This window comes from Nocardiopsis sp. CC223A (assembly GCF_030766825.1).
Taxonomy (GTDB): domain Bacteria; phylum Actinomycetota; class Actinomycetes; order Streptosporangiales; family Streptosporangiaceae; genus Nocardiopsis.
In genome coordinates, this window is record NZ_JASFDV010000014.1 from 74,998 (window position 1) to 95,142 (window position 20,145).

The following is a 20,145-nucleotide window of genomic DNA, read 5'->3' on the forward strand; positions in this document are numbered from 1 at the left end:
TGCTGTTTGTCGGAAAACGTTGGTTCGTGTCGGTCGGTGTATTGACAGCCGCGGAGCCCGGAACCGAGCATGTGGAGGCCGCCCCAGAGACCCCCGGAGGACCGCCCGTGCCACAGCAGCCGGGAACACCGACCGCACCCGCCATCGCCCCCGGCGTCCCCACCGTCCGGCTGGCCGCGGCCGGGACCGCACTCGTCCTGGGCGTGCCCGACACGGGCCTGCCGTACGTCCTGCACTGGGGCGCCGACCTGCCCGACCCGGCGGGACTGGCCGCGCTGTCCGGCCCGACCGTCCCGCACAACACCGTCGACGCCGCCTTCCCGCTGTCCCTGGTCCCCGGCCAGGGGGAGGGGTGGTCAGGGCACCCCGGCCTGTCCGGGCACCGCGAGGGCCGGGCCACCCACCCCCGTTGGCTGGTCCGCGAGGTCGTCGTGGACCCGCTGCCGGACGCCCGGGACGGCACCGGCGGGGTGCTGGTGTTCACCGCCCGGGCGCAGGCCGCGGGGCTGGAACTGCGCGGCGAACTGCGGATGGAGGCCGACGGCCTGCTCCGGGTGCGCCTGGAGGCGACCAACACCGGGGAGGACGTGTGGACCCCGGCCGCCCTCCACGTGTTCCTGCCGCTGCCCCGGGAGGCCGAGGAGGTGCTCGACCCCACCGGGCGGTGGTGCCGCGAACGCGCCCCCCAGCGCCGGGACCTCGCCCAGGGGACTCTGCTGCGGGCCGCCCGCCGCGGGCGCACCGGCCACGACGCCCCGCTGTTCCTGGTCGCCGGGACCCCCGGCTTCGGCTTCCGCCGGGGCGAGGTGTGGGGTGCGCACGTCGCCTGGAGCGGCGACCACGTCCACCTGGCCGAACGCCTGCCCGAGGGGGCCGGGCAGGCCGACGCCGTGCTCGGCGGCGGGGAACTCCTCCACCCCGGCGAGGTACGGCTGGCCCCGGGGGAGTCGTACGGCACCCCGTGGGTGTGCTTCTCCTGGTCGGACCGGGGACTGGACGGCATGTCGGCGCGCGTCCACCGGTGGCTGCGCGCCCGCCCCCACCACCCGGCGCCGCCGCGCCCGATGGTGCTCAACACCTGGGAGGCCGTCTACTTCGACCACGACATCGACAAGCTCAAGGCGCTCGCCGACACCGCCGCCCGCGTCGGCGTGGAACGCTTCGTGCTCGACGACGGATGGTTCCGCGGCCGCCGCGACGACACCGCGGGCCTGGGCGACTGGACCGTGGACACCGAGGTGTGGCCGGACGGGCTGCACCCGCTGTTCGACCACGTGCGCGCGCTGGGCATGCAGGTGGGGCTGTGGGTGGAACCGGAGATGGCCAACCCCGACTCCGACCTGTTCCGGGCGCATCCCGACTGGATCCTGGGCCCCGCGGACCACCGGCCGCCCACCGGGCGCGACCAGCACGTGCTCGACCTGGGCCGCCCCGAGGCCGCCGCGTACCTGCTGGAACGCCTGGACGCGCTGGTCGCGGAGTATCGGCCCGACCACCTCAAGTGGGACCACAACCGCGACCTGCTGGAGGCCGTCCACGGGCCCACCGGCGGCGCGGGCGTGCACCGCCAGACCGCCGCCGTGTACACGCTGCTGGACCGGCTGCGCTCCCGGCACCCCGGACTGGAGATCGAGTCGTGCTCCTCCGGCGGCGGCCGGGTGGACCTGGGCGTGCTGGAGCGCACCGACCGGGTGTGGGCCTCCGACGTCAACGACCCGCTGGAGCGGCTCGCGATCCAGCGCTGGACGGGGCTGCTGCTCCCGCCGGAGCTGGTCGGCGGCCACGTGGGCGGGCCGGTGTCGCACACCACCGGCCGCGCCACCGACCTGGCGACACGCTGCCTGACCGCGCTCATCGGCCACCCCGGCATCGAGTGGGACATCTCCGCCTGCACCGAGGAGGAACTGGGCGTGCTGGCCCGCTGGACCGCCCTGTACCGGGAACTGCGTCCGCTGCTGCACACCGGCGACCTCGTCCGCGCCGACGACCCCGACCCCGCCGAACAGCTCGACGGCGTCGTCGCCCGCGACGGTACGCAGGCCGTCTTCCGCTACGCCCGCCTCACCTCCTCGGTCCGCACCCACCCGGGCCGGGTCCGCCTGCCGGGACTGCGCCCGGACCTGCACTACCGTCTGCGCCGGCGCCGGGACGTGGGACGGCCGGCCACCATGCAGCGCGCCGTGCCGGGCTGGTTCGACCGCGGGGAGGCGGTCGCCTCCGGTCGCGTCCTGGAGCGCTCCGGTGTCCAGTTGCCCAACCTCAACCCCGGCCAGGTGCTCCTGCTCCACCTCACCGCCGTCTGACCGCCGCCCCGCCCCGGCCGCCCGGAAGGACGTCCGCCACCCCCTCCGGCGGCCCCGCCGGGGCGGGGTCAGCGTGGGGAGCGGGTGGTGACCGAGGCGAAGGGGGCGTGCGTGGTCAGCCGCTGCTCGATGCCCCGGCGCACCATCTCCTTGGCGGTGGCCGCGGCCGCGCCCACCTCGGCGCCCCTGGCCAGCTCCGCGGTGATCGCGGCGGCGAAGGTGCAGCCCGCGCCGCTCACCCGCTCCTCACCGATCTTGGGGGCGCGCAGCACGGTCACCTCCTCGCCGTCGAAGTGCACGTCCACGGCGTCCGGGCCGGGCAGCTCCGCGCCGCCCTTGGCGATCACGTGCGAGGGCCCCAGGTCGCGGATGCGCCGGGCCGCCTCGACGAGGTCGTCGACGGTGTCGATGCTCTCCATGCCCGCCAGCGTCATCGCCTCGAAGTGGTTGGGCGTGATCACCGTCGCCAGCGGCAGGACCTTCTCGGTGAGCGCCTTGTCGGTGTCCAGTGCCGCGCCCGGCTCCTGGCCCTTGCAGATCAGCACCGGGTCCAGCACCACGTGCCGCCATTCCCGCGCGCGCAGACCCTGTGCGACCACGTCGATGGTGTCGGGGGTGCCGAGCATCCCGATCTTCACCACGTCCAGGTCGTGGCAGGCCGTGGCCGCCTCGATCTGGTCGGCGATGACCTGCGGGTCGACCGGCACGAACCGGTGCCCCCACCCGTTCTTCGGGTCGAAGGAGACGATGCAGGTGATCGTTCCCATCCCGTAGACGCCCAGCTCCTGGAACGCCTTCAGGTCGGCCTGGATCCCGGCGCCCCCCGTGGCCTCCGAGCCCGCGATCACGTACGCGCGATCGGTCATCGGGCAACCCCCTCGTGTTCGATGTGCTCTGTCGGGTCCCGGGAACGGTCTCGGGAAGGCGAGACGGTTCCACGGCCCCGCACAATTCCACCACAAAGCCCAGGTAAGGGGGCGTTGTCCACAGGCCGCATCGGCCTTCCCGCGGGCCCGGCCCGTGACCGGTCCAACGGTCCGTCACGGGCATGCGCCAGACTCGGACACGGAATACGCCGACCGCCCGAACCACACCGGTCACCGAGGAGTCACACAGCGCATGCCCGACACACAGAACCCCGACGGTTCCCGACCCGATCTGGTCGCCTTGATCGTGGAGGCGTTCGCGCGCGCGGAGATCAGCGCGGAACGGCGTTCGTCCACGGAGGTGCTCATCCACCTCCCGGAGGCCGAGCCCTTCCTCAACGACTACGCCGAGGCGGTCCGGAACGCCCGCGAGTACCCCGACGAGCAGTATCCGGAGCTGGCCTCGCAGGTCGTCCTCGCACTGATGCGGGGCTTCCGCGAACGCGGTGTCCCCCTGGGCACCCACTACCCGCCCCGGACCTCCGACCACGCCCGCGGCGCCCTCCTGGCCGTGCTGGAGCAGTTGGGCGTGCGCGCCCGCTTCCTGTTCCCGAACGTCCTGGAGGTGGAGACCGCCCAGGGTGCGGTCCGCACCGACGTCGGCCGATACCTGGAAGGTCTGGAGGACGCCTCCATCGACGCGGCCTTCGACCGGGCGGGCCCCTACGCCGAGGCCCTCACCGAGCAGATCCGGCAGATCGCCCCGCAGGACGACACCTCCGCCGGGCGGTTGCGCTCCCGCGTCTACCCGGCCACCGCACTCCCGCACGAGGTGTGGGACACCCTCGTGTACCGCGACTTCGCCGAGGGCCTGCGCGAGACGGTGGTCATCGACGCGCCCGACAGCGTGCAGCCGCTGAACCGGTCCGCACTGGGGTCGATGGACCTCACCGAGGAGCAGGCCTTCGCGCAGGCGGTCGCCGCCTCGGTCGCCGAGGAGGTCGAGGCGAGCGAGGTCGACCTCGGCGGCGCGGCGATCATCCACATCGGCGGGGCCCAGCCCTACACCGCCGCCCAGGCCCACGTGCTCTCCCGTTTCCTGGGCGATGCGGCCGACGGCGCGCTGGTGGCCTTCCCGGTGCGCGAGGTGGTGCTGGTGCATCCGCTGGGCAAGGGCCACCCGATCATGGCGATGGAGCGCCTCCAGGAGCTGGCCGAGCGCTTCGTCGCCGACGCGGAGAAGCCGATCAGCGCCCAGCTGTTCTGGTGGCACCCGGATTCCGCCGCGCGTTCCGAGGCCGAGGTGCCCGACCTGCGCCCGGTGGGGGTGAAGGTCGACCACGAGGACCGGTCGGTCTCCCTGTACACCTCGGACGACGAGTTCGGCCCGCTGCTGAACCGGTTGATGGAAGCCGGCTGAGGCGTCACACCCCGGGCGCGGCCGGATCCGGCCGCGCCCGCCCCCGTCGCTTGCCCTATAAAAATATTTCCGTATTATTTTTTTCATGGCACGGACCGCGGATCACGAACAGAGGCGGCGACAGGTCGCCGAGGCGCTCATGGCGGTGGTGGGGGAGCGGGGACTGGCCCGGACCACCCTCGCCGACGTCGCCGACCACGCCGGGGTGTCCATCGGTTTGGTACAGCGCTACTTCCGGTCCAAGGCACAGCTGCTGCGGTTCGGCGTGGAGCACATGTACCACCGGGCCGAACAGCGGCTGCGGGAGGTCTCCGACGGACCGGTGCCGGTCGCCTCGGTGCGCGACTGGCTCGACCGGGCCACCGAGACCCTGCTGCCCCTGGACGACGAACGCGTCCGCGAGCTGACCGTCTGGCTGGAGTTCCTCCCGGCCGCCCTGGCCGACCCCGAGATGCTGCGGATGCATCAAGAGACCACCCGCACCCTCGCCGACGCCCTCACCGACGCCCTGGAGGCCGCCGTCCGGGCGGGGGAGCTCCCCGCGGACCGCGACCCCCGGGCCGAGGCGGTCGCCCTGATCGCCTGTATCGACGGCCTGACCCTGCACCACCTCGTCACCGCCGAACCCTTCACCGCGGAGGCGGTCCGCACCGCCCTCACCACCCACCTCGACCGGCTCTTCACGGCCCCTGAGAGCCCCCCGACCCCTTGATCACCGATGATCCCGACACGGAGGCCACGACCTTGACCGGTCACCCCGACCAGACCCGCGCACCCGACACCCGCGCGGCCCCGGCCGCGCCCGGTGCGGCCCCGGCCGCGTCCCGCCGCCTGCCCCTGCTCGACGTCCTGCGCGGCGTCGCGATCCTGGGCACCCTCGCCACCAACGTGTGGCTGTTCGCCGCACCCGGCGGCGAGGCCAACATGCTCTTCACCGCGTCGCTGAGCCCGCTGGAGGCGGCCCTGGCCGACCCCTCCCCGGGCACCATCGCCGAGGGCGTCCTCCTGCTGCTGTCCAACGGCAAGTTCCTGGCGCTGCTCACCCTCCTCTTCGGGGTGGGCCTGGCCATCCAGTTCCGGTCCGCGGCGAAGAAGGGCGGCCGCTGGCCCGGCCCCTACAAGTGGCGGGCGCTGTTCCTGTTCACCGAGGGCCTGGTGCACTTCACCCTGGTGTTCGCCGCCGACGTCCTCATGGGCTACGCCGTGACCTCCCTGCTGGTGGCCTGGCTGCTCACCCGGTCACAACGGGCGCAGAACGCGGTGATGTGGGTCTGCGCCGCCCTGCACCTGGCCGTGGTCGGCCTGCTCACCGTCGCGTTCGCGCTCCTGCCGCAGCCGGGCGGGCAGTCCGCCGACAGCGGGGTCCCGGCCGACGTCGTGGACCTGTACGCGCACGGCACCTACCTCGAACAGGTCGCGTTCCGCCTGGACAACGCGCTGGCGATGCGCTCGGAGCCGATCATCGCGTTCGCCTTCATGGTCTTCATGTTCCTGCTGGGCGTGCGCCTGTTCCGGGCCGGGGCCTTCGGCGGCGACGCCACCGGGCGGCGGCTGCGCGGCCGCCTGCTGGCCTGGGGCCTGGGCGTGGGCGTACCGCTCAACATCGCCACCGCGTTGGGCGGGGTCGACCTGTTCTTCGTGGACCGCTACGTCGCCGCCCCCGTCGTGGCCCTGGGCCTGATCGGCGCCATCGGATGGCTGGTGGACCGGGCCGACCCGGCCGGGTGGGGGATCGTGTCCCTGTCCTGCCTGGGCCGCATGGCGATGAGCGGGTACGTGGTGCAGAACCTCCTGTGCATGCTCGCCTGCTACGGCATCGGCCTGGGCCTGGCCGCCCGGCTGGCCGACACCGGACCGTGGTGGGTGATGGGGCTGTGGGCGACGGTCACCGCACTGCTCCTGGCCGGGTCCACCCTGTGGCTGCGCCGGTTCCGGTTCGGACCGCTGGAGGCGTTGCAGAAGGCCGTGCTGGGCCGGATCCCCGACGGCCGCCGCTGACGGCGGGCCGGTGGTGTGCGGCGCCCGCCACCGGCCCGCGGCTCAGCGGTCCGCCTCCCCGGAGCGCCGGGCCGCCGCGAACATCTCGGGCAACGGGGCGATCGGGGGCCGCGCGCAGGCGGAGGAGACCAGCACCCTCCTGTCGCTGAGCACAGCGAAGCGGGTCCGGAGCTCGGCGGCCTCCATCGGCAGGTCGGGGGTCTTGGGCACACCCACCCGTCGTGCGCGAACAGGGTCCGCCCGGCCCGGGGCCGCCTGCCCTGCTCCACCGCGCCCGTCTCCACCGGCCGCGCGACCACCTTCCCGTGCTGCGCCGCCGACCAGCCGTTCCACCGGCGCACGTTCTGGTCGGCGGGCCGGGACAGGGCGAGCAGCCGGAGGTGCAGCGCGGCCGCGTCGGCGTCGGTGCCCGGGGCCGCGGCGACCTCCTCCACCGGCTCCGGCACGCTCAGCCGCGGGTCGGCCCCGTACCCGCCGACCGGAACGGGGGCGTCCGCGGTCCGAGCGGCCAGGCGCCCGGTGCCCCGGACCGTGGTGGTCCGGGGCACCGGGCGCGTGCGGCGGCTCAGGCCACGAGGGAGGAATCCCGGCGGTCGGCGATGGGGAGCGCGGCGGCGGGGGTGTCCTCGTTCCCCTTCAACGGTGCGAAGCGGCGTAGTCGTAGGCTGTTGGTGACCACGAACACGCTGGACACGGCCATGGCGGCACCCGCGATCATCGGGTTGAGCAGCCCGGCCGCGGCCAGCGGCAGCGCCGCCACGTTGTAGGCGAAGGCCCAGAACAGGTTGCCCTTGATCGTGGCCAGGGTGCGGCGGGAGAGCCGGATGGCGTCGGCGGCGGCCCGCAGGTCACCGCGGACCAGGGTGAGGTCGGAGGCCTCGATCGCGACGTCGGTGCCGGTGCCCATGGCCAGACCCAGATCGGCCCTGGCCAGCGCGGCGGCGTCGTTGACGCCGTCACCGACCATGGCCACGGTGCGCCCTTGGGCCTGGAGGCGTTCGATGACGGCGACCTTGTCCTGGGGCAGTACCTCCGCGATGACCTGCTCGATACCGACCTGGGCGGCCACGGTGCGGGCCACGGTCTCGTTGTCGCCGGTGAGCAGGATCGGGTCCAGCCCCAGGGCGCGGAACTGCTCGACGGCCCGGGCGCTGGTGGGCTTGACGGTGTCGGAGACCACGAGCACCCCCCGGGCCCGGCCGTCCCAGCCGACGGCGACGGCGGTCCGGCCCTGGCTCTGGGCCTCCTTCACCGCCTGGACGAGGTCCTCGCCCAACGGTTGCGACCGGTCGGCGAGCAGCGCGGGTCGGCCGACCAGGACGGTGCGGCCGTCCACGGTGCCCTGCACGCCCTGTCCCTCGATGTTGGCGAAGTCCTCGGGGACCGGCAGGGTGCCGCGGGCGGCCGGGGCGGCGTCGGTCCGGGTGAGGGCGGCCTCGGCGACGGCTCGGGCGATGGGGTGCTCGGAGGCGTGCTCCAGCGCCCCGGCCAGCCGCAGCACCTCGGCCTCGTCCTGGCCCTCGGCGGCGACGACCTCCACCAGCGCCATGGTGCCGGTGGTGACGGTGCCGGTCTTGTCCAGCACGATCGTGTCGATACGCCGGGTGCTCTCCAGGACCTCGGGGCCCTTGATGAGGATGCCGAGCCGGGCACCGCGCCCGGTACCGACCAGCAGCGCCATCGGGGTGGCCAGGCCCAGAGCGCACGGGCAGGCGATGATGAGGACGGCGACCGCCGCGGTGAACGCCGCCGAGGCGGGTTCGCCGGTACCGATCCAGAAGCCGAGGGTGGCGGCGGCCAGGGCGATGACGACGGGCACGAAGACCCCCGAGACGCGGTCGGCCAGACGCTGCACCCTCGCCTTGCCGTTCTGGGCGTCCTCGACCAGGCGGGCCATCCGCGCCAGTTGGGTGTCGGACCCGACCCGCGAGGCGCGGACGACCAGACGGCCGCCGGCGTTCACGGTGGCGCCCACGACGGCATCTCCGGGACCCACCTCGACCGGCACGGACTCGCCGGTGAGCAGGCCCGTGTCGACGGCGGAGGTGCCGGTCTCCACGGTCCCGTCGGTGGCGATCTTCTCACCCGGCCGCACCACGAACAGGTCGCCCACCACGAGCCGTTCGACGGGGACCGCGACCTCGCGGTCGCCGCGCAGCACGGTGGCGTCCTTGGCGCCCAGCTCCATGAGCGCGCGCAGGGCGGCGCCCGCCCGCCGTTTGGAGCGGGCCTCGAAGTAGCGTCCGGCCAGGATGAAGGTGGTGACCCCGGCGGCGACCTCCAGGTAGATGCCGGCGGAGCCGTCGGCGCGGGCGATGGTGAACTCGAAGGGGTGCGTCATGCCCGGATCGCCCGCGGTGCCCAGGAACAGCGCGTACAGGGACCAGGCGAAGGCGGCGGTCGTGCCCAGGGACACCAGGGTGTCCATGGTGGCCGCGCCGAGCTTGAGGTTCTTCCACGCGGCGATGTGGAAGGGCAGCGCACCCCAGACGACGACGGGTGCCGCGAGGGCGAGGGAGGCCCACTGCCAGTGGGTGAACTGGAGGGCGGGGGCCATCGCCATCGCGATGACCGGAACCGACAGCAGGGCGCTGACGAGCAGGCGGGTACGCAGCGGGCGGTCCGGATCCACGGCCGCGCCACCGCCGCCGTCGCCGCCTCCGCCGCCGTCGGTGGCGGTGTTGGTGGTGCGGGGGACCTCGGCGGTGTATCCGGCCTTCTCGATCTGGGCGATGAGGTCCTCGGCGGGCACCGGGTCACCGTCGAAGGAGACTTCGGCCTTCTCGGTGGCGTAGTTGACGGTGGCGGTGACGCCGTCCATTTTGTTGAGGCGCTTCTCGACGCGGTTGGCGCAGGCGGCGCAGGTCATACCACCGATCGCCAGCTCGATCCGCTCTCCGGGTGCTGCGCCGTCTCCGGGTCCGGTGTTCATCGTTGCTCCTTGAGGTCGTGGGGTGCGCGGCAGGGGGCGTCGTCACGGTCAGTGGGAGTGCGGGGCGTGGCCCTCCGGGTCCGTGTGCTCCTCCGTGGTGGCGGAACCGCCGTTGGTGCCGTCGGCGGTCACGGTGAACTCCGCGGTCCGCACCTCGCCGCCGTGCTTGAAGTCGAGGAAGAGCCGGTAGTCGCCGGTGGAGGGCGCCGTGGCCTGGAACGTGATCTCGGGCCCGGGCTCGGTCGCACCGTCACCGGGCTCGCCCTCCGGGTGGACGTGCAGGTAGGCGAGGTCGCCGGCGCGCAGCGCCACGAGGTGGCCGTAGGCGCCGAGGTAGGGCTCCAGGTCGGTGACCTCCTCACCGTCGCGGGTGACGGTGAGGGTGATCGCGCCGGCCCGTCCGGGGACGAGGCCGCCGTCGAGGGTGACGGTGTAGCCGTCCACCTCTGCGGTCCTGGCGGGCGCTGGGAGGGTCTGCGGCTCCTGGTCGCCGGCGATCGTGAGGTCCGCGCCGAGGGTGAGCCCGCTCCCGTGCTCCCGCGGAACGAAGTCGGCGAACATCCGATAGGTCCCGGGGGTATCCAGTTCCAGTGGGATGCTCCAGGTGCCGTCCTGGGCCATCTCCGGGTGCACGTGCTGGTAACCGCTCATGTCGCGGCCGACCACGATCAGGTGCATGCGTTCGTCGTGCGACTCGTCGAACGCGGTCACGGGCTCCCCGCCGGGGCCCAGGACGCGGAAGGACAGGGTCTCCTCCTCGCCCGCCCGCCCGGGGGTGCGGACCGGGGTGAGCGTGTAGCCGTCCTGGGAGATCTGGAGGCCGGAGGGGGTGGTGTGCGCGCCGTCCATGGGAGTCTCCTCGGCGGTGGTGTCGGCGGCACGGGTGTCCTCGTGGCCGGTGTGCCCGCTCGCCTCGGTGGTGTCCGGGAGCAGGGGGCCCACCAGGCCGCCGGCCCCCATCGCCCCGGCGAATGCCACGGCGAGGCCCAGTCCGTACAGTCCGAGCTTGGCGGGGACGTTCATCGTCGGTCCTTTCTGTGGCCGGTCCCGATGGGGCCGTCGGCGATGATTCAAGGGATACCATACCCCCCCAGGGTATACAAGGCGGTGCTCGGGCCCGTTCCACCGTAGGTCCGGCGGGTCAGTGCAGGTAGCGCCGCATCAGTATGCGGGGATGGCCGGCCAGGACCGACGTCGTGTCGGCGGCGTGGGTGAACCCGGCACGCTCGAAGTTCCTTCGGAGCCCGGGGTAGGCCATCGTCAGGTCCACCCTGGCGTCGCCGTTGTCCAGGGGATAGGCCTCGACGGCGGGCGCGCCGTGCGCGCGGGCGAACGCGACGGCCCCGGCGATCAGTGTGTGCGAGATCCCCTGCTTCCGGTGGCCCGGCCGCACGCGGATGCACCACAGCGACCACACGGGGAGGTCGTCGACGTGCGGGATCCTGCGATTGCGGGCGAAGGAGGTGTCCGCGCGCGGCGCCACCGCGGCCCAGCCGACCGGTTCGTCGCCGTCGTAGGCGAGCACTCCCGGCGGCGGTTCCTCCCGGCACAACCCGGCGACGTACTCACCGCGGGCGGGGCCGCGCAGTTCTCTGTTGAGCGCGGACGGGACGCGGTAGCTGAGACACCAGCACACGTTGGCGCCGGGTGACTTCGGTCCCACCAGGGTCCGAACGTCCTCGAACACCGAAGCCGGGCGCACGTCGATGGCCATGGCGCCAGCATGCCACGGACGCCGCGGCGGACCGGCCCCGGTGCGTCCGGGCATGAAAAAAGGCCCTGTGACCAGGACCTTTATTTGTGTCCGAGGGGGGACTTGAACCCCCACAGCCTTAACGGCCACTAGCACCTCAAGCTAGCGCGTCTACCTATTCCGCCACCCGGACCGGTGGTATCGGGCGGCAGCGCCGCCTGACAGGTCAACCATAGCAAAGCTCAGGAGTACCCCGAACCGCTTTTCGGGCCGGGGGTGATCGTGACAGGGTCGGGGGCGACGAGCACAGTGACACGGTGGAACGGGAGCGTCCGATGACACGGGAATCCGAGGGCTTGAGCACGGCCGAGGTCGAGGTCGTCGACCTGTGCCGGGAGCTCATCGCCTTCGACACCTCCAACTACGGAGACCACTCCGGGCCGGGCGAGCGCAAGGCGGCGGAGTACGTGGCGGGCCGGCTGGACGAGGTCGGGGTCGGGTCGACCATCTACGAGAAGCACCCCGGGCGCAGCAACGTCGTGGCCCGGATCGAGGGTGTCGACTCCTCCCGGCCGCCGCTGCTCATCCACGGCCACCTGGACGTGGTGCCGGCCGCGGCGGAGGACTGGACGCACCACCCCTTCGCCGGGGAGGTCGCGGACGGCTGCGTGTGGGGACGCGGCGCGGTCGACATGAAGAACATGAACGCGATGGTCCTGGCCATGCTGCGGCAGCGGCTGCGGGAGGGGCGGCGGCCGCCGCGGGACATCGTGCTGGCGTTCCTCGCCGACGAGGAGGCGGGCGGCACCTGGGGCGCCCAGTACCTGGTGGACGAGCACCCCGACCTGTTCGCGGACTGCGACGCCGCCATCAGCGAGGTCGGCGGCTTCTCCTTCACGGTGAGGGACGACCGGCGGCTGTACCTCATCGAGACCGCCGAGAAGGGCATCGCCTGGATGAAGCTGACCGCGCGCGGCACCGCCGGGCACGGTTCGATGGTCAACCGGGACAACGCGGTCACCGAGCTGGCGGCGGCGGTCGCCCGGTTGGGGGAGCACGCGTTCCCCGTGCACCTGACCCCCACGGTGCGCACGTTCCTGGAGGAGATCTGCGAGGAGTTCCGGATCCCCTTCGACGAGAACGACCTGGACGCGACGGTGGCGCGGCTGGGCCCGATCGCCCGGATGATCGGGGCGACCCTGCGCAACACCCTCAACCCGACGGTGCTGGGCGGCGGCTACAAGGCGAACGTCATCCCCGGCGAGGCGACCGCCCAGGTGGACGGTCGTTTCCTGCCCGGCACCGAGGAGGACTACTTCGCCACGATCGACCGGCTGCTCGGTCCCAAGGTGAGCCGGGAGTTCATCCACCACCTGCCCGCGGTGGAGACCCCCTTCGAGGGCGGACTGGTGAACGCCATGTCGGCGGCCCTGCTGGCGGAGGACCCCGGCGCGCGCGCCGTCCCCTACTGCCTGTCGGGCGGGACGGACGCCAAGAGCTTCTCCCGGCTGGGGGTGCGCAACTTCGGGTTCGCGCCGCTGAAGCTGCCCCCGGAGCTGGACTTCGCCGGCATGTTCCACGGTGTGGACGAGCGGGTGCCGGTCGACGGGTTGCAGTTCGGGGTCCGGGTGTTGGACCGGTTCGTCGAGATGAGCTGACCGAAAGCCGGGATGATCCGGCATCGGGATGGACTGATCCGCCCCCGACCGCGGTGATTCGTCCTCCGGCCGCGTCGGGAACTTCTCGGCGCGGCCCTCTTGTTTCACGTGCGCAGTCACAGAACGTGATGCTACGGTGTCTGTGAGTTCAACGATGTGGTGGCTCGGGCACGTCCGCCGTGCGCCCACCGCATCCGATCCGGGCGGCGCCGTCGCACGGGACCGTCCAGCAGTCAGGAAACGAGGGGGCATCCATGGTGCTCACGGGCCGGGAGTGGTCGGTGTCGACCGACCGTGCCGCCCGTGGCGACCGTGCCCTCTGCCGCCTGCTGCTCCTGTCCGGCATCATGGCCGTCGCATGGCTGGCCGGGGTGGGTGTCGCCCATGGCGAGACCGGCCCCGGCGGGCTCGTCGACCGGGCACTGGGATCCGAAGGCGTCGTCGAGGAGGTCGGCGGTTCGGTCGGCGAGGAGGTCCGGGTCACCGGTACCGCCGCCCAGGCCGCCACCGGCGCCCTGACCGGTGCCGTCGTACCCCAGGCCGGGGCGCTCCCGGAGACCGTCCTCGACGGGACCGGCGTCTCCGGTGCCCTGGAGGGCACCTCCACCGGGCGCGTCGTCGAGGACACCACCCGCACCGTGGACGGCACCGCCCGAGGGGCGGGCCGACTGGTCGACTCCGTCGCCACCACCGGGCGCGAAGTGGTGGGCTCCGCCGACGGCGCCCTGCGCGAGGGGGACCTGGTGGGCGGCGTCGCCGGACTCACCGAGTCCACCGGCGCCCTGGACGCCCTCGACGACACCGTCACCGCGACGGTGCCCGCCGACCTGCCGCTGGTCGGCGGCCCCGACACCCCCGCCGCGGTGGCACGCCCCGCGGTGGACCGGGCGGTCGGCTCCGCCACCGAGGCGGCGGAGCGTGCGGTCCGTACCGAGCGCACCGCCTCCGGGTTCGACCTGATCGCACCCGTCGGCGGACCGCGCGACGCGTCCGCCGTGGCAGTCGACGGCACCGCCGACGCGGCCGACACCGACCCGGGCGACCGCATCCGCCTCATCGCGGGCGGTTCCCCCGGCCCGAACGGCGCCGACGCCACCGGTGCGTCCGCGCCGTCGTTCCCCACCCCCGGCGCCGCCGGGTTCCTGACGCCCCGGGCCGCCCACCTGGCCCCGCGGGTGCAGCGGGTCGCCCTTCCCGGCGACCCCACCCTCGTCGTGCGCGACGCCGCCGACGACCCCACCTTCTCCCCCGACTAGCCGCGCCTTCACCCGCCGCGGTCGGTCCGGTGTGCCCTGCGCGCCCTTTCCCACTCGCTGACTTCTTGAGGGCGCCCCTGCCCGGGTCCCCTTTTCCAGGAGTCGGAACGACCGCGGTCCACGCAGCAATCACGACCTTCTTCGCTGACAAGGACACGCGATGACCCATCGGACTCACGCCAGGATCGCGGCACTGACCGCCGCGGGCCTCCTGGCCCTGGCCCCCGCCGGAACCGCCTCGGCCGACACCTCCACCAGCGGCAACGGCTCGATCGCCGGAGGCAACCAGATCCACGCCGACGTCGACGCCCCGGTCAACGCCTGCGGCAACTCCCTCGCCGTCCTCGGAGTGGCGGGCGCCCAGTGCGCCGACGGGGACGCCGGGACCGGAGGCGGCGACCGGGACAGGGACGGCGACAGGGGCCACCCCGGATACCCGGGCTACTCGCCGGAGCCCTCGGAGAGCCCCTCCGAGGGTCCGTCGGAAGGGCCGTCGGAGGGCCCGTCGGAAGGACCGTCGGAAGGCCCCTCCGAGGGACCTTCGGAAGGGCCGTCCGAGGGACCCTCCGAGGGACCGTCGGAAGAACCGTCGGAGGGTGAGAGCCCCCGTGAGGAACCGTCCGACTCCAGCACCGCGGGCGAGCGTCCGTCCGAATCCCCGGACGCCCGGCTCCCGCTGACCGGCTCCGCCGGCCTGCCCGGCCTGGTCGTCGCCGCGCTCGCCGTGGCGGTCGCCGGGATCGGCCTGGTCATCGCGGGCCGCCGCCGCTCCCGGGCCTGACCGCACGGCTTCCCGGGCCGCCGACGCGGCCCGGGGGTTGACGCGAGTCCCGTAGCACCGGCCGAGGCCATGTGCGCGGGGTTCACGTCAGCCGCCGCCCCACCAGGGCGGAGCTGACCGGCGGGGCGCGCGCGTCCGTCCGCATCCGGCGGACGGGACGGCGACGCAGCCCTCAAGTACCGACCGACACGCACCGCCCAGGTGCGGAGCCGGGAGGACGATCCCCGGCCTTGGCCGAAGGCCCGTACCCCACCCAGGGGTGTGGAACGGCCTGTGGCCCGAGCACACACCTTCTCATCAGCACGTTTTCTCGAAAGGAACTTCCCACATGTCTAAGTGGGTCAGGACCTCTGCGAAGTCCGTCCTGCTGGCCGCGGGCTTCGTCGCCCTGGGCAGCGGCGTGGCCTTCGCCGACACCGACGCCGCCACCAGCGGCAACGGCTCCGTTCTCGGCGGCAACCAGGCCGTCGCCAACGCCGACGTCCCGGTCAACATCTCCGGCAACGCGGTCGGCGCCGTCCTGGGCACCGCCGGGGCCGCCACGACCGACAGCGACGCCGTCGTCGAGGACCACCACCACAACGAGGTCGCCACCTCGGGCAACGGCTCGGTGCTGGGCGGCAACCAGCTCGTGGTCGACGGGGACGTCCCCGTCAACGTGACCGGCAACGCGATCGGCGCCGTGGGCGGCATCGCCGGCGCCTCCAGCACCGACTCCGACGCGGTCGTCGAGCACAACGGGCACCACGGCCACCACGGCCACCACGGACACGACCCCGAGGTCGCGACCTCCGGCAACGGCTCCCTGGTCGGCGGCAACCAGATCGTCGGCGACCTGGACGTTCCCGTGAACGTGTCGGGCAACGCGGTCGGCGCCCTGGGCGGCGTCGCGGGCGCGGCGGCGACCGACGCGGACGCCATCGTGCGCGACGGCCACGGCGGGCGCGAGCACTACGCGGCGGCGACCGACGTCACCCCGGTCGACCTGGTGGGCGAGGCCGCCCGCAACGTCAGCCTGCTGCCGGACACCTCCGGCGTGGACGCCGGCGTCCTGCGCCAGTCCGCCCCGGTCCGCGAGCACCAGTCGATCGCGACCTCCGGCAACGGCTCGGTGCTGGGCGGCAACCAGCTGGTCGGCCACCTGGACGTGCCCGTCAACGTGGCCGGCAACGCGGTGGGCGCCGTCGGCGGCGTCGCCGGCGCGGCGGCCACCGACAGCGACGCGATCGTCAAGGAGCCGCACGAGCACATCGCGACCTCGGGCAACGGTTCGCTCGGCGGCGGCAACCAGGCCGTTCTGGACGGCGACGTCCCGGTCAACGTGACCGGCAACGCCGTCGGCGCGGTCGCCGGCCTGGCGGGCGCGAGCTCCACGGACAGCGACGCGGAGGTGATCCACCAGAGCGCCACCGAGCACCAGTCCGGCGCGCTGGACGTGCTGCCCGCGGTCCAGCAGCTGCCCGAGGTGCCCGTCTCCGAGACGCTGCCGGTCGACTACACCATGACCGAGACCGCCCAGCAGGCGGTCGCCGAGCACGCGCCGGAGCACGCCGAGGCACTGCCCGCCCCCGCCGCGCCGGTGGACCCGGTCGGCCAGGTTCTGGGCGCCGTGGGCGTGGGCCTGTAGCGACGCGAACGGGGGAGGGGGGACCGGACCCGTTCCCTCGCCGGTGGCGTGAGGCACCTCGTTCCGTTTGGAACGCGGTGGACTGCGAGGTGCCGAACACCACAGGCGGGGATCAGGCCGGGGCTCCCGGAGCCCGGAGCGGCACGTGCAGGGTGCCGCGTGCGTTGCCCGAGCGCAAGACGGATCGCCTCCGCGCGCCCGTTCCGTGAGGAACGCGGTGGACTGCGGGCGGGTGGGGGTGTCCGTCGACGGCTCGGAATCACCGTCGAGTCCTCCCGGGAATATCCGGGAGGACTCGCCGCTTTGTGGGGGGTATGGACATCTGGACCCCCGGGAAGTGTGATGGAAGTCACCTTGGGGGTGTGTTCCGGGTGATCGTCGGAGTCAAAGACGGCTCCGGGGCCCGTACGGTCGGCCCACGGCCTGCGCGGTACGGGCCGGTAGCGGTGCGGTGAGCGCTTATTCTGCGGTTGCCGGTGGGTGAAGAGCCCGCTCTCCGCGGTCACGGCCCCGTGTACACGGGAGTCCCTCCGCCCACCCACCGACGGGGGAACGCCTGAGGTTTCGGTTACCGTCGGTTTCCACGGGAGCCGAGGGACCGCGGCCGACAGACCACGCAGAGGCTAGACGTAGACGTAGGGGAACACGTGCCACCCACCAAGGGCAGCGCCGGCAAGAACGGCTCGCAGGACAGCGGACGACAGGGCTCGGGGACCGCCCTCGTCATCGTCGAGTCGCCCGCCAAGGCCAAGACCATCGCGGGCTATCTGGGCCGCGGTTACGTCGTGGAGTCCAGCATCGGGCACATCCGCGACATGCCCACCAAGGCCGCGGAGATCCCCGCCAAGTACAAGGGGGAGCCCTGGGCCCGCCTGGGTGTCAACGTCGACGGCGACTTCGAACCCCTCTACGTCGTCAACGCCGACAAGAAGTCCCACGTGCGCAAGCTCAAGGAGCTCATGGCGGACGCCGACGAACTCCTGCTCGCCACCGATGAGGACCGCGAGGGCGAGGCCATCGCCTGGCACCTGATGGAGGAGCTCAAGCCCAGGATCCCGGTGCGCCGCATGGTGTTCAACGAGATCACCAAGGAGGCCATCCAGCGGGCCGCCGACAACACGCGCGACCTCAACACCCGGCTGGTGACCGCTCAGGAGACGCGTCGCATCCTGGACCGGCTCTACGGCTACGAGGTCTCCCCCGTGCTGTGGAAGAAGGTCATGCCCAAGCTCTCCGCGGGCCGGGTGCAGTCCGTGGCCACCCGTCTGGTGGTCGAGCGCGAGCGCGAGCGGATGGCGTTCACCCCCGCCGAGTACTGGGACCTCAAGGCCCTCTTCGACGCCTCCGGTGCGGGCATCCCCGCGGGCGATCCCACCGAGTTCCCGGCCACCCTGGTCTCGGTGGACGGCACCCGCATCGCGGTGGGCCGCGACTTCACCGCCCAGGGCACCGTGCGCTCGGACCGCGCCGTCCGCCACCTCGACGAGGCGACCGCGCGCGGCCTGGCCGAGCGTCTGTCCGCCACCGCCTTCGGCGTGTCCTCGGTGGAGCGCAAGCCCTACCGCCGCTCGCCGTACGCGCCGTTCCGCACCACCACCCTCCAACAGGAGGCGTCGCGCAAGCTGGGGCTGTCGGCCAAGCAGACCATGCAGGTCGCCCAGCGGCTCTACGAGAACGGCTACATCACCTACATGCGAACCGACAGCACCACGCTGTCGGACAGCGCGGTGCGCGCCGCCCGATCCCAGGTGCAGCGCCTGTACGGCGCCGACTACCTGCCCGAGCGGCCCCGCGTCTACGCCAAGAAGGTCAAGAACGCCCAGGAGGCGCACGAGGCCATCCGCCCGGCCGGCGACGAGTTCCGCACCCCCGCCCAGACCGGGCTGAGCGGCCCCGAGTTCCGCCTCTACGAGCTGATCTGGAAGCGCACCGTCGCCTCCCAGATGAAGGACGCCGTCGGCGAGTCCGTCACCGTCAAGGTGCAGGGCACCTCCTCGGCCGGCGAGGTCGCCGAGTTCAACGCCACCGGCAAGATCATCACCTTCCACGGCTTCCTCAAGGCCTACGTGGAGGGCGCCGACGACCCGGCCGCCGACCTCGACGACCGCGAGCGGCGGCTGCCCGCGGTGGCCGAGGGCGACCCGCTCACCGCCCGCGACCTGACCGCCGAGGGGCACAGCACCCGCCCGCCCGCCCGCTACACCGAGGCCACCCTGGTCAAGGAGCTGGAGGAGCGGGAGATCGGCCGCCCCTCCACCTACGCCTCGATCATCGGCACCATCCTGGACCGCGGCTACGTGTTCAAGAAGGGCACCGCCCTGGTGCCGTCCTTCCTGGCGTTCGCCGTGGTGCAGCTGCTGGAGCGGCACTTCGGCAACCTGGTGGACTACGAGTTCACCGCCCGCCTGGAGGACGTGCTCGACTCCATCGCCCGCGGCGAGGCCGAGAGCCTGCCGTGGCTGCGCCGGTTCTACTTCGGCGGTGCCACCCCCGAAGGGGGCCAGGAGACCGGCCTGAAGGAACTGGTCGGCGACCGCCTCGCCGACATCGATCCCAAGGAGATCAGCTCCCTGCCGGTGCCGGGCACCGACGGCATCGTGCTCCGGGTCGGTCGCTACGGCCCCTACCTGGACCGCGAGGGCGTCCGGGTCAACGTGCCCGAGGACCTGGCCCCCGATGAGCTGACCCCGGAGAAGGCCGAGGAGCTGTTCGCCCAGCCCAGCGGCGACCGCGAGCTGGGCACCGACCCCGAGACCGGGCACGTCGTCGTGGCCAAGTCCGGGCGCTTCGGCCCCTACGTCACCGAGATCATCGAGGAGCCGGAGGAGAACGGGGGCAGGAAGGCCAAGGCCGTCAAGCCGCGCACCTCCTCGCTGCTCAAGTCGATGACCCTGGACACCGTCACCCTCGACGACGCGGTCAGGCTGCTCTCGCTGCCGCGCGTGGTCGGCGAGATCGACGGCGAAGAGGTCACCGCCCAGAACGGCCGTTACGGCCCCTATCTCAAGAAGGGCACCGACAGCCGCTCCCTCGCCTCCGAGGAGCAGATGTTCACGGTCACCGTCGAGGAGGCGAAGGAGCTGTTCGCCCAGCCCAAGCAGCGCGGCCGCCGGGCCGCCGCCCCGCCGCTGCGCGAACTGGGCAAGGACCCGGTCTCGGGCGTCGTCATGCTCATCAAGGACGGCCGGTTCGGCCCCTACGTCACCGACGGGGAGGTCAACGCCTCGCTGCGCAAGGGCGACGAGGTGGAGTCCATCACCGACGAGCGCGCCGCCGAACTGCTGGCCGAGCGCCGGGCCAAGGCACCCGCCAAGAAGCCCGCGGCCAAGAAGGCGCCGGCCAAGAAGACGGCCGCCAAGAAGACCACGACGACCAAGAAGACCACCGCCGCCAAGAAGGCGCCGGCCAAGAAGACGGGCACGCCCCGCACCACGGCCAAGGCCTCCGACGAGGCCTGAACCGACGGACACCGTCGCACACGGACCGCCCCGGATCGGACCGCTTCCGACCGGGGCGGTCCGCGTCGTGTGACACGGGGTGTCCGGGTCGGTACGATCTCCACGTTCACTCCAGGGCTCGCTGTCCCCCCTGTTCGGAGCCGATCTTCCGTA

At 73.0% G+C, this 20,145-nt stretch carries 14 protein-coding genes and 1 tRNA gene; 9 read left to right on the forward strand and 6 right to left on the reverse strand.

Annotated features, from left to right (window positions below; all coding sequences use genetic code 11):
- Nucleotides 1-107 precede the first annotated feature (107 nt).
- Nucleotides 108-2,303: an alpha-galactosidase gene (locus QJS33_RS08150; protein WP_306367261.1), complete on the forward strand. Its 2,196-nt coding sequence runs from the start codon at nucleotides 108-110 to the stop codon at nucleotides 2,301-2,303.
- A gap of 68 nt (nucleotides 2,304-2,371) precedes the next feature.
- Here the strand turns inward: QJS33_RS08150 and thiD are convergent, their stop codons facing one another.
- Nucleotides 2,372-3,169 carry a bifunctional hydroxymethylpyrimidine kinase/phosphomethylpyrimidine kinase gene (thiD, locus tag QJS33_RS08155; RefSeq protein ID WP_306367262.1) on the reverse strand — a complete coding sequence of 266 codons (798 nt, stop codon included), beginning with the start codon at nucleotides 3,167-3,169 and terminating at the stop codon, nucleotides 2,372-2,374.
- A gap of 253 nt (nucleotides 3,170-3,422) precedes the next feature.
- Here thiD and QJS33_RS08160 point away from each other — a divergent pair, with 253 nt between their 5' ends.
- From QJS33_RS08160 to QJS33_RS08170, 3 genes are all read left to right on the forward strand, one after another.
- The gene (locus tag QJS33_RS08160; protein WP_306367263.1) at nucleotides 3,423-4,589 is read left to right on the forward strand and encodes a hypothetical protein; all 1,167 of its coding nucleotides are present in this window, start codon (nucleotides 3,423-3,425) and stop codon (nucleotides 4,587-4,589) included.
- Between the two features lie 85 nt (nucleotides 4,590-4,674).
- Nucleotides 4,675-5,301 (forward strand): TetR/AcrR family transcriptional regulator, encoded by a 627-nt coding sequence (locus tag QJS33_RS08165; RefSeq protein ID WP_306367264.1) that lies wholly within the window; start codon nucleotides 4,675-4,677, stop codon nucleotides 5,299-5,301.
- A gap of 119 nt (nucleotides 5,302-5,420) precedes the next feature.
- A complete protein-coding gene (locus QJS33_RS08170; RefSeq protein WP_306367283.1) occupies nucleotides 5,421-6,587 on the forward strand; it encodes a DUF418 domain-containing protein in 1,167 nt (388 codons plus the stop codon).
- 42 nt (nucleotides 6,588-6,629) lie between these two features.
- Here QJS33_RS08170 and QJS33_RS08175 read toward each other — a convergent pair whose 3' ends face one another.
- The 5 genes from QJS33_RS08175 to QJS33_RS08195 all read right to left on the reverse strand — a co-directional run bounded on the left by QJS33_RS08175 (nucleotide 6,630) and on the right by QJS33_RS08195 (nucleotide 11,405).
- Nucleotides 6,630-6,797 carry a hypothetical protein gene (locus tag QJS33_RS08175; protein WP_306367265.1) on the reverse strand — a complete coding sequence of 56 codons (168 nt, stop codon included), beginning with the start codon at nucleotides 6,795-6,797 and terminating at the stop codon, nucleotides 6,630-6,632.
- 355 nt (nucleotides 6,798-7,152) lie between these two features.
- Nucleotides 7,153-9,519, reverse strand: coding sequence for a cation-translocating P-type ATPase (locus QJS33_RS08180; RefSeq protein WP_306367266.1), 2,367 nt, complete (start codon nucleotides 9,517-9,519; stop codon nucleotides 7,153-7,155).
- Between the two features lie 48 nt (nucleotides 9,520-9,567).
- Nucleotides 9,568-10,542 carry a hypothetical protein gene (locus QJS33_RS08185; RefSeq protein ID WP_306367267.1) on the reverse strand — a complete coding sequence of 325 codons (975 nt, stop codon included), beginning with the start codon at nucleotides 10,540-10,542 and terminating at the stop codon, nucleotides 9,568-9,570.
- A 118-nt stretch (nucleotides 10,543-10,660) separates the two neighbouring features.
- Nucleotides 10,661-11,233 carry a GNAT family N-acetyltransferase gene (locus QJS33_RS08190; RefSeq protein WP_306367268.1) on the reverse strand — a complete coding sequence of 191 codons (573 nt, stop codon included), beginning with the start codon at nucleotides 11,231-11,233 and terminating at the stop codon, nucleotides 10,661-10,663.
- Between the two features lie 87 nt (nucleotides 11,234-11,320).
- Nucleotides 11,321-11,405: transfer RNA gene (locus QJS33_RS08195), tRNA-Leu, on the reverse strand.
- Nucleotides 11,406-11,547: 142 nt separating this feature from the next.
- On the opposite strand from QJS33_RS08195, the gene QJS33_RS08200 reads away from it, so the two are divergent.
- From QJS33_RS08200 to topA, 5 genes are all read left to right on the forward strand, one after another.
- Complete coding sequence (locus QJS33_RS08200; protein WP_306367269.1) at nucleotides 11,548-12,870, forward strand: M20/M25/M40 family metallo-hydrolase; 1,323 nt, start codon at nucleotides 11,548-11,550, stop codon at nucleotides 12,868-12,870.
- A 254-nt stretch (nucleotides 12,871-13,124) separates the two neighbouring features.
- Nucleotides 13,125-14,126 carry a hypothetical protein gene (locus QJS33_RS08205; protein WP_306367270.1) on the forward strand — a complete coding sequence of 334 codons (1,002 nt, stop codon included), beginning with the start codon at nucleotides 13,125-13,127 and terminating at the stop codon, nucleotides 14,124-14,126.
- 160 nt (nucleotides 14,127-14,286) lie between these two features.
- Nucleotides 14,287-14,907 carry a chaplin gene (locus QJS33_RS08210; protein ID WP_306367271.1) on the forward strand — a complete coding sequence of 207 codons (621 nt, stop codon included), beginning with the start codon at nucleotides 14,287-14,289 and terminating at the stop codon, nucleotides 14,905-14,907.
- Between the two features lie 328 nt (nucleotides 14,908-15,235).
- Complete coding sequence (locus QJS33_RS08215; RefSeq protein WP_306367272.1) at nucleotides 15,236-16,534, forward strand: hypothetical protein; 1,299 nt, start codon at nucleotides 15,236-15,238, stop codon at nucleotides 16,532-16,534.
- Between the two features lie 647 nt (nucleotides 16,535-17,181).
- The gene (topA, locus tag QJS33_RS08220) at nucleotides 17,182-19,992 is read left to right on the forward strand and encodes a type I DNA topoisomerase (protein WP_306367273.1); all 2,811 of its coding nucleotides are present in this window, start codon (nucleotides 17,182-17,184) and stop codon (nucleotides 19,990-19,992) included.
- The last annotated feature ends 153 nt before the right edge of the window (nucleotides 19,993-20,145 follow it).

Excerpts from the sequence above, each read along its gene's own strand:
- thiD (WP_306367262.1), bottom strand. The coding sequence starts at position 3,169 with ATGACCGATCGCGCGTACGTGATCGCGGGCTCGGAGGCCACGGGGGGC.
- QJS33_RS08160 (WP_306367263.1), top strand. The coding sequence starts at position 3,423 with ATGCCCGACACACAGAACCCCGACGGTTCCCGACCCGATCTGGTCGCC.
- QJS33_RS08165 (WP_306367264.1), top strand. The coding sequence starts at position 4,675 with ATGGCACGGACCGCGGATCACGAACAGAGGCGGCGACAGGTCGCCGAG.
- QJS33_RS08180 (WP_306367266.1), bottom strand. The coding sequence starts at position 9,519 with ATGAACACCGGACCCGGAGACGGCGCAGCACCCGGAGAGCGGATCGAG.
- QJS33_RS08185 (WP_306367267.1), bottom strand. The coding sequence starts at position 10,542 with ATGAACGTCCCCGCCAAGCTCGGACTGTACGGACTGGGCCTCGCCGTG.
- QJS33_RS08190 (WP_306367268.1), bottom strand. The coding sequence starts at position 11,233 with ATGGCCATCGACGTGCGCCCGGCTTCGGTGTTCGAGGACGTTCGGACC.
- QJS33_RS08200 (WP_306367269.1), top strand. The coding sequence starts at position 11,548 with ATGACACGGGAATCCGAGGGCTTGAGCACGGCCGAGGTCGAGGTCGTC.
- QJS33_RS08205 (WP_306367270.1), top strand. The coding sequence starts at position 13,125 with ATGGTGCTCACGGGCCGGGAGTGGTCGGTGTCGACCGACCGTGCCGCC.
- QJS33_RS08210 (WP_306367271.1), top strand. The coding sequence starts at position 14,287 with ATGACCCATCGGACTCACGCCAGGATCGCGGCACTGACCGCCGCGGGC.
- QJS33_RS08215 (WP_306367272.1), top strand. The coding sequence starts at position 15,236 with ATGTCTAAGTGGGTCAGGACCTCTGCGAAGTCCGTCCTGCTGGCCGCG.